Annotated in this window: 6 protein-coding genes; 4 read left to right on the top strand and 2 right to left on the bottom strand. The window is 36.6% G+C overall.

All coding sequences use genetic code 11. The features are described from left to right. Nucleotides 1-211 precede the first annotated feature (211 nt). Entirely contained in the window at nucleotides 212-2,050 is a 1,839-nt protein-coding gene (locus tag IDJ76_RS09960) for a PD40 domain-containing protein (protein WP_191163148.1), read from the bottom strand. Nucleotides 2,051-2,375: 325 nt separating this feature from the next. Between IDJ76_RS09960 and IDJ76_RS09955 the strand changes: the two genes are divergently transcribed. From IDJ76_RS09955 to IDJ76_RS09940, 4 genes are all read left to right on the top strand, one after another. Further along, a complete protein-coding gene (locus IDJ76_RS09955; RefSeq protein WP_191163147.1) occupies nucleotides 2,376-3,419 on the top strand; it encodes a sensor histidine kinase in 1,044 nt (347 codons plus the stop codon). Continuing rightward, complete coding sequence (locus IDJ76_RS09950; protein ID WP_191163146.1) at nucleotides 3,416-4,144, top strand: LytR/AlgR family response regulator transcription factor; 729 nt, start codon at nucleotides 3,416-3,418, stop codon at nucleotides 4,142-4,144. Before IDJ76_RS09955 ends, IDJ76_RS09950 begins: the two co-directional genes overlap by 4 nt. A gap of 388 nt (nucleotides 4,145-4,532) precedes the next feature. Beyond that, a complete protein-coding gene (locus IDJ76_RS09945) occupies nucleotides 4,533-4,724 on the top strand; it encodes a sensor histidine kinase (protein WP_191163145.1) in 192 nt (63 codons plus the stop codon). Between the two features lie 141 nt (nucleotides 4,725-4,865). Next, a complete protein-coding gene (locus tag IDJ76_RS09940) occupies nucleotides 4,866-5,159 on the top strand; it encodes a CBS domain-containing protein (protein ID WP_191163144.1) in 294 nt (97 codons plus the stop codon). Between the two features lie 350 nt (nucleotides 5,160-5,509). On the opposite strand, the gene IDJ76_RS09935 is transcribed toward IDJ76_RS09940, so the two are convergent. Continuing rightward, entirely contained in the window at nucleotides 5,510-5,710 is a 201-nt protein-coding gene (locus IDJ76_RS09935; RefSeq protein ID WP_191163143.1) for a hypothetical protein, read from the bottom strand. Nucleotides 5,711-6,000: the final 290 nt, after the last annotated feature.

Raw genomic sequence — 6,000 nt, 5'->3', positions numbered from 1 at the left:
ATCAATAGAGCTTCCTCCAGTTTTGTTATGAGCCATTTTTACAATAGTAAATTAGGGATCTGCAATATTATACGTTAAATATAACATTGCTATTACATTTTAAAGAATTAATATTAAACAGAGAACTTGTGATCTTTAACCCCTGCAGATTCTTATATTCCAGCTTTTCTAAACTTCCTTTAATTTTTCGGGAGTTACTGAGTGGAATTGATTATGGATTATTTGATGGTACAAAACAAGGCATTGAATCTTCCCACGGACTGTCTGTTAATTGTTTTTTATCAGTGCCATCGGCATTCATTATAAAAATAGCGCCATAAGGCTGAAAAGTATCATCATAAAGGGCTGCCTCATCTTTGAAACCATAAATACCGCTACTCCACATAAGGTGTTTACTATCATCAGTCCACATCGCGTGGGCATCATTTGCTGGTGATGTGGTAAGTTGACGCAAATCCGTTCCGTCGGGCCTAATGGTATAAATATCGAAATTATTGTTGTCATGCTTTCTAGTAAAAGAAATTAACTTCCCGTCAGGGGACCAAAAAGGCAGGTTATCATAATCCGTTGTCAGTATTCTAATACTATGGTCTTCCAGATTTAAGATGCGAAGGCCATCATTTTTTGCTCCCCAGGCACGGTAAACAATCTTCTTTCCATCAGGAGAAAAACTGGGAAATCCGGAATTTAGCGTACTGTCAGTTAAAGCAACTAATCCTGTTCCGTCTTTTTTTATCATCATTATTTTTGCCGCACTCGTTTTGCGTGATTGTAAAAAACCGCCATAACCGAAAGCAATCCATTGACCATCTGGCGACCAAGTAGGCATAAAAGCGACACCGTTGGTAGGAGTAAATATCCTTTTCTTGTTCGTTCCATCAGCGTCCATTATAGAAATCCCTGAATCTGTCGCCTTATCGGTAAGAACTAATTTACCATTCTTCGAAAAGTTGGGAAACACATCGGTGTATTGATATTGATAATTTTTATCCCAACTGTAAAGTGGTTGATTTTGCGGTCGGGGGCTAAAATCTACTCTTTCAAACACAACCTTTTCACCATCTGGCGACCAAGTTGGGGAATGGATGTTTCCTTTCACAACCACCGTGTCACCAATGTACATCAAAGCTGGCTTTATACCACCTTTGACAAGATATCCTATTTTGCTATTTTTCAAAAATTGAGGTACCAATTTTAAGCCTGGGCCTGAAGTAATATTGGTTCTTTTGCCTGTCAATAAATCAATAGATACTATTTGCGACGTTGCTTTTTTAGCTAAGTTAGGTCTCCTTGCGTTCCATGTATCTTCCGCTGAGATTTCGTAAAAAACGACACTTTTTCCATCGTGCGACCATTTGGGCGCGCCGGCACAAATGCCCGGTTGTGAAATACGACGAAGCCCGCTACCATCCGGATGAACAATGTATATGCTCAACTCCTGAATATGTTCCCAACCCGTTCCGTTTCCGTGCCCTCTCCATTCTGTGTTACGGTCAGACGAAAAAGCGATCCATTTACCATCCGGGGACCATGAAGGATGGAAAAAGCCGTCCGGTTTTGTTGAGTCTCCCTGTATTGTTGGTTTCCCCGTTAGGTTACTCAATTTGCGGGTTTTTATATCCAAAATCCAAATATTTGCTTTATGAGCAATCCGGGTAGAAACGAATGCAAGTTTCAAAGCATCGGGTGAGAGGGCGGACTGGTCATCCAATGCGGGGCCGTCTGTTAAACGTTCCAAACCAGTTCCGTCGGGATGCACCCGGTAGATGTCAGCCTGGCCAAAACCATTTTGTTCAGAAGTAAAGGAAATCCATTTCCCGTTTGCTGCGTAGGAAGCATGATAGTCAAATCCCGATTTACTCAAAAGCGGGTGTTCGCCGGTACCATCTGAATTTGCAACATATAACTCAGACGACGACGGGCCGATACGGTTCATCAGCATCACTTTTTTAGTTTCTTGATTAACCGTCTGAGCCAAGTTCAAGAGGGGGCATGCAGCCAATAGTCCAACAAAAGGTATTATTACGGCTTTAAAAAATGCTTTTCTCATAGTTTTATTTGTTTAATGACAGTTCAGTCGTTTTTATTGAATTATCCCGGAAGCAATATTTAAGGTTTTACAACCCTAAACCCTCCATTTATAAGTATGTTGCTAAGAACCCCCACAAATTTGAATCAAAAAAATATAATAGACAATTCAGTGAAAATAATCGACCATTTCGGGTTTTGGATCTGAATGTTTTAGATCTAAGCAGTTATCGACAGAAATAATGTAATTATCGGGAATTTTCGACCTGTTGCCGACAAATATTAATATTTATATCAGTTAGCTGTAATATTGTATTAAAATCTGAAGGGGTACAATTATGACTATTATGTTACGTAGGCAGGCAAATCTTCTAAGCCATATAATAGGTTGGCTGTTGTTGTCATTTGTAGTGCTTTTTTACCATCCACTAACGTGGGGGATTACGCTTCCAATAAGGTTTTGGTTAAAACAAATATTATTACTGGGAATGCTTATGGGTGTGTTCTACTTTAACATCTATTTTTTGATACCAAAATTATTATCAAAAAAAGAACGGTTTTGGTATGTCATTTCTGTAATAGTCTTGATCTTGTTATCTACTTTATTAAATAATTATGCTAACCTCGTTTTTAATATTTACGGACTAATAGAAAATAGGCCAACACGAATTAGTCAAAAAAATTTCGGATTGGCTTACGATACCTATATACCTACAGTTATGCTTTTATTGATCGGTTTTGGCACAACGATTAGCTTTATCAAAAAATGGCAAGAGGAAGTAAACCTACGACAGCAATTAGAACAAGAGAATATTAAATCGGCACTCACCTTGCTTAAGGCACAAATTAATCCGCATTTTTTCTTTAATACTTTGAATAATATTTATTCATATACGCTATCTGACGGAGATGTTGCAAGAACGGCAATAACCAACCTTTCAAAAATGATGAGGTATGTACTGTATGATACCGAAAGCGGATTAACACCTTTAACCAAGGAGATGGCTTTTATCAGCGATTATATTGATTTAATGAGATTAAGATTAAGTGCTAAAACAAAAATCGACTACGATGCACCTACTCAAATAAACGGGCATATGATAGCCCCAATGCTGTTTTTACCATTGATCGAAAATGCTTTTAAGCACGGTGTCAGCAATATCATTGAAGGGACGATAACTATCAAAGTTTTTCAAAGCCCCAACAGTATTGTATTAACGGTTACTAATCCTTACTACGAAGCTAAACGATTTAATGAAGATAAAAGCAATGGCATTGGCCTATTAAACACTACCAAACGACTAGAGCTGCTATATCCGGGGAAATATACATTAATTACTGGACTGATTAATAAATCGCTCTACGAAGCAAAGTTAACCCTAATGTTATGATATTAAATTGTATCGCTATTGATGATGAGCCGCCTGCACTTGACCTTTTATGCCGGTTTATTCAGCAAACTCCCTTTCTTATTTTAGGTGCTTCCTTTTCGAACGGAATAGAAAGCTTGCGCTATATTAATGAAAATAATGTGGCTGTAATATTCCTGGATATTCAAATGCCAGATTTAAGTGGAATTGAACTTGCGCGTATTTTAAAAGGAAGAAACACAATTAATACACCAGCTATTATTTTCACGACTGCATTTGACCAGTTCGCATTAGAAGGCTTTAAGGTTGATGCAGTCGATTATCTATTGAAACCATTCGGTTATCAGGAATTTTTAAGGGCGGCAAATAAAGCTTTGAAATGGGCGGAGTTAAATGTAAATTCTTTGAGTATTAAGCCAAAAGATGAAGATGTTATATACCTAAAAGTTGACTCTCAAAAGGTAAAAATTCCTTGCCAGGACATTATTTATATAGAAGGGCTTAAGGATTATGCTAAAATTCACCTTAACACATCAGAGAAAAGCATCCTAACATTAATTACGCTTAAAGCAATGGAAGATAAATTGCCGAAAGGCAGGTTTATGCGGATACACAATTCATTTATCGTTTCGCTTGACAAAATCAGTTCAGTAACAAAGACTACTGTTTTCTTAAATAAAACTATGCTGCCTGTTTCCGATAAGTTTAAGGAGGAGTTTAGCAAATTTATTGATAGGTGGCAATAGTTTTTTTAGTCAATTAAGTTCGCATTATCTTTATAAAAATGAAACACACATAAGAAAGTAAGCCTGCTTAACTATGTTTAGGTTTATTTCGATTTCGTAATAATGAATAAACGAAAAAAGAGCCCCAGCATAAAGTTGTAAAATGTAAAAACTTGAAGTTAAGTTCTCTAAAGGAGTACTGTGAGTTAATATTCACCGACGGTTTCTCCCGAAATTATAATTAGCGCAGATAAGGTTAGACTTGAGATAGTAATTGTGAACTTACTGACGCACGCTGCCAAATACTCACCGCAGGAGGAACAATCTCCATCGAATTAGAAAATCGAGGTGGGGTGGTTAAGTTGATGGTGATTGATAACGGAATAGATATACCGCTCCTCGTCAAAAAATGATATTTGAAAAATTCTCCCGCGCGCACGAAGCATCGCAAAAATATGCGGGTGTGGGTATTGGCCTTCATATTTCCAGCCAGATCGTCCGGCAGCATGGCGGGGATATTGGAGTATATAGCGGGGCAGGAAATGGAGCAAAATTTTGGTTCGAACTGCCACTCTATTTCAATAGCCCTAATAAAGTTTAAAACAATAATAATTACTATGGAATACTCCTATAAGTTGTTTATGTTTATAAATGACTTATAGACAGTAATTAAATTAAAAAGATGTTCAATAATTCGAAATTCATCGATAGGGAACCCGTATATGTTTCTCTACTTGAAGAAATGAGTCAGATAAGAGAATGGTTACAAAAACATCCCTACATGGTTATTGTTGATGAGGATCTTGAAAAAGTTGGTATTGTTACCGCTAAGGATTACCTTAATTACCCTCATCACTGCTTAATCGACTGTGATTTTACAAAACCGATCGTGTCAATGGATCAAACTGCTAATGATGTTTTTTTACTTATGAAAGCATCGGATAACCACTACCTACCGGTACATGTAAATCATCAATTGATCGGCGTGATCAGTCTAATTTCAGTGACCGAATATTTTATGCAGCAAATTAGGTAAAGGGTTCAACAAGATAATCAGGCCAAAGCTGATCAGATCTGTTGATGTAATAATAGTAAAAGTTCCTCTTGGGCCATGAAAAGACCGGGTAAAGGAGCGATTTGGCTTAGATGAGTACTGCAGACCCGGAAATTTCAAAATGACCGATTCAACCCGGATTTTACATCGTGATCGTCCCTTTCCTATTATTGCGATATGTAAGTTTTGAAATAGATCGATACCTAAGTGAACTTTTTCCTTACAAAGGCATCAAAATGATTAAAGTAATAATAAAGCCTTACTATGTGCGAAAGTTATACTATTGTGCCTAATCAAATCTTTCTAAAAACAACCTGATCTGAATGCGATTTTTATAGAAACTCAATAATAAAAAATAATGCCAAGCCAATGAAGTATCCAACTGCGATGGAATTGCTGATCTGCAGGTTTAAAATGGCGGTTTGAGCATCTAAAACATAATGCTCATCAAAGGTAGAAGCTTTAGCCAGTCGAAGATCGCTTACCCTGATCTCACCACATTTCGATCTTGGGATACGGGTAAAATGATCCATTTTTACTTCTAAAAAGTGTGCCCGTAAAAGACAATAAATGTATCCAGATCCTGATACTAAGGTGAAAAATAAAAAAAGTTCACTATACATAATTAGGGGAGATTAGGTAAGTAACGATTGATTAACCGCGGCAGCAAAAAATGAAATTAAGATTCATCTATCTAAGTTGTATTATAAAATCTAATTGTGATTTTATTTAAGATTTTAAATTTTTTTATCATTTTTCTGAAATAATTAATAAAGCTTTATATGAAGGTATATCTTTGGGTATTTTATAATTTTATACGGAC

It is taken from the genome of Mucilaginibacter glaciei, assembly GCF_014773245.1.
GTDB lineage: Bacteria > Bacteroidota > Bacteroidia > Sphingobacteriales > Sphingobacteriaceae > Mucilaginibacter > Mucilaginibacter glaciei.
Note: the sequence above shows the minus strand (reverse complement) of the source record. Positions and strands in the feature narration are given on the sequence as shown.

Excerpts from the sequence above, each read along its gene's own strand:
- IDJ76_RS09960 (WP_191163148.1), bottom strand. The coding sequence starts at position 2,050 with ATGAGAAAAGCATTTTTTAAAGCCGTAATAATACCTTTTGTTGGACTA.
- IDJ76_RS09955 (WP_191163147.1), top strand. The coding sequence starts at position 2,376 with ATGTTACGTAGGCAGGCAAATCTTCTAAGCCATATAATAGGTTGGCTG.
- IDJ76_RS09950 (WP_191163146.1), top strand. The coding sequence starts at position 3,416 with ATGATATTAAATTGTATCGCTATTGATGATGAGCCGCCTGCACTTGAC.
- IDJ76_RS09945 (WP_191163145.1), top strand. The coding sequence starts at position 4,533 with ATGATATTTGAAAAATTCTCCCGCGCGCACGAAGCATCGCAAAAATAT.
- IDJ76_RS09940 (WP_191163144.1), top strand. The coding sequence starts at position 4,866 with ATGAGTCAGATAAGAGAATGGTTACAAAAACATCCCTACATGGTTATT.
- IDJ76_RS09935 (WP_191163143.1), bottom strand. The coding sequence starts at position 5,710 with ATGGATCATTTTACCCGTATCCCAAGATCGAAATGTGGTGAGATCAGG.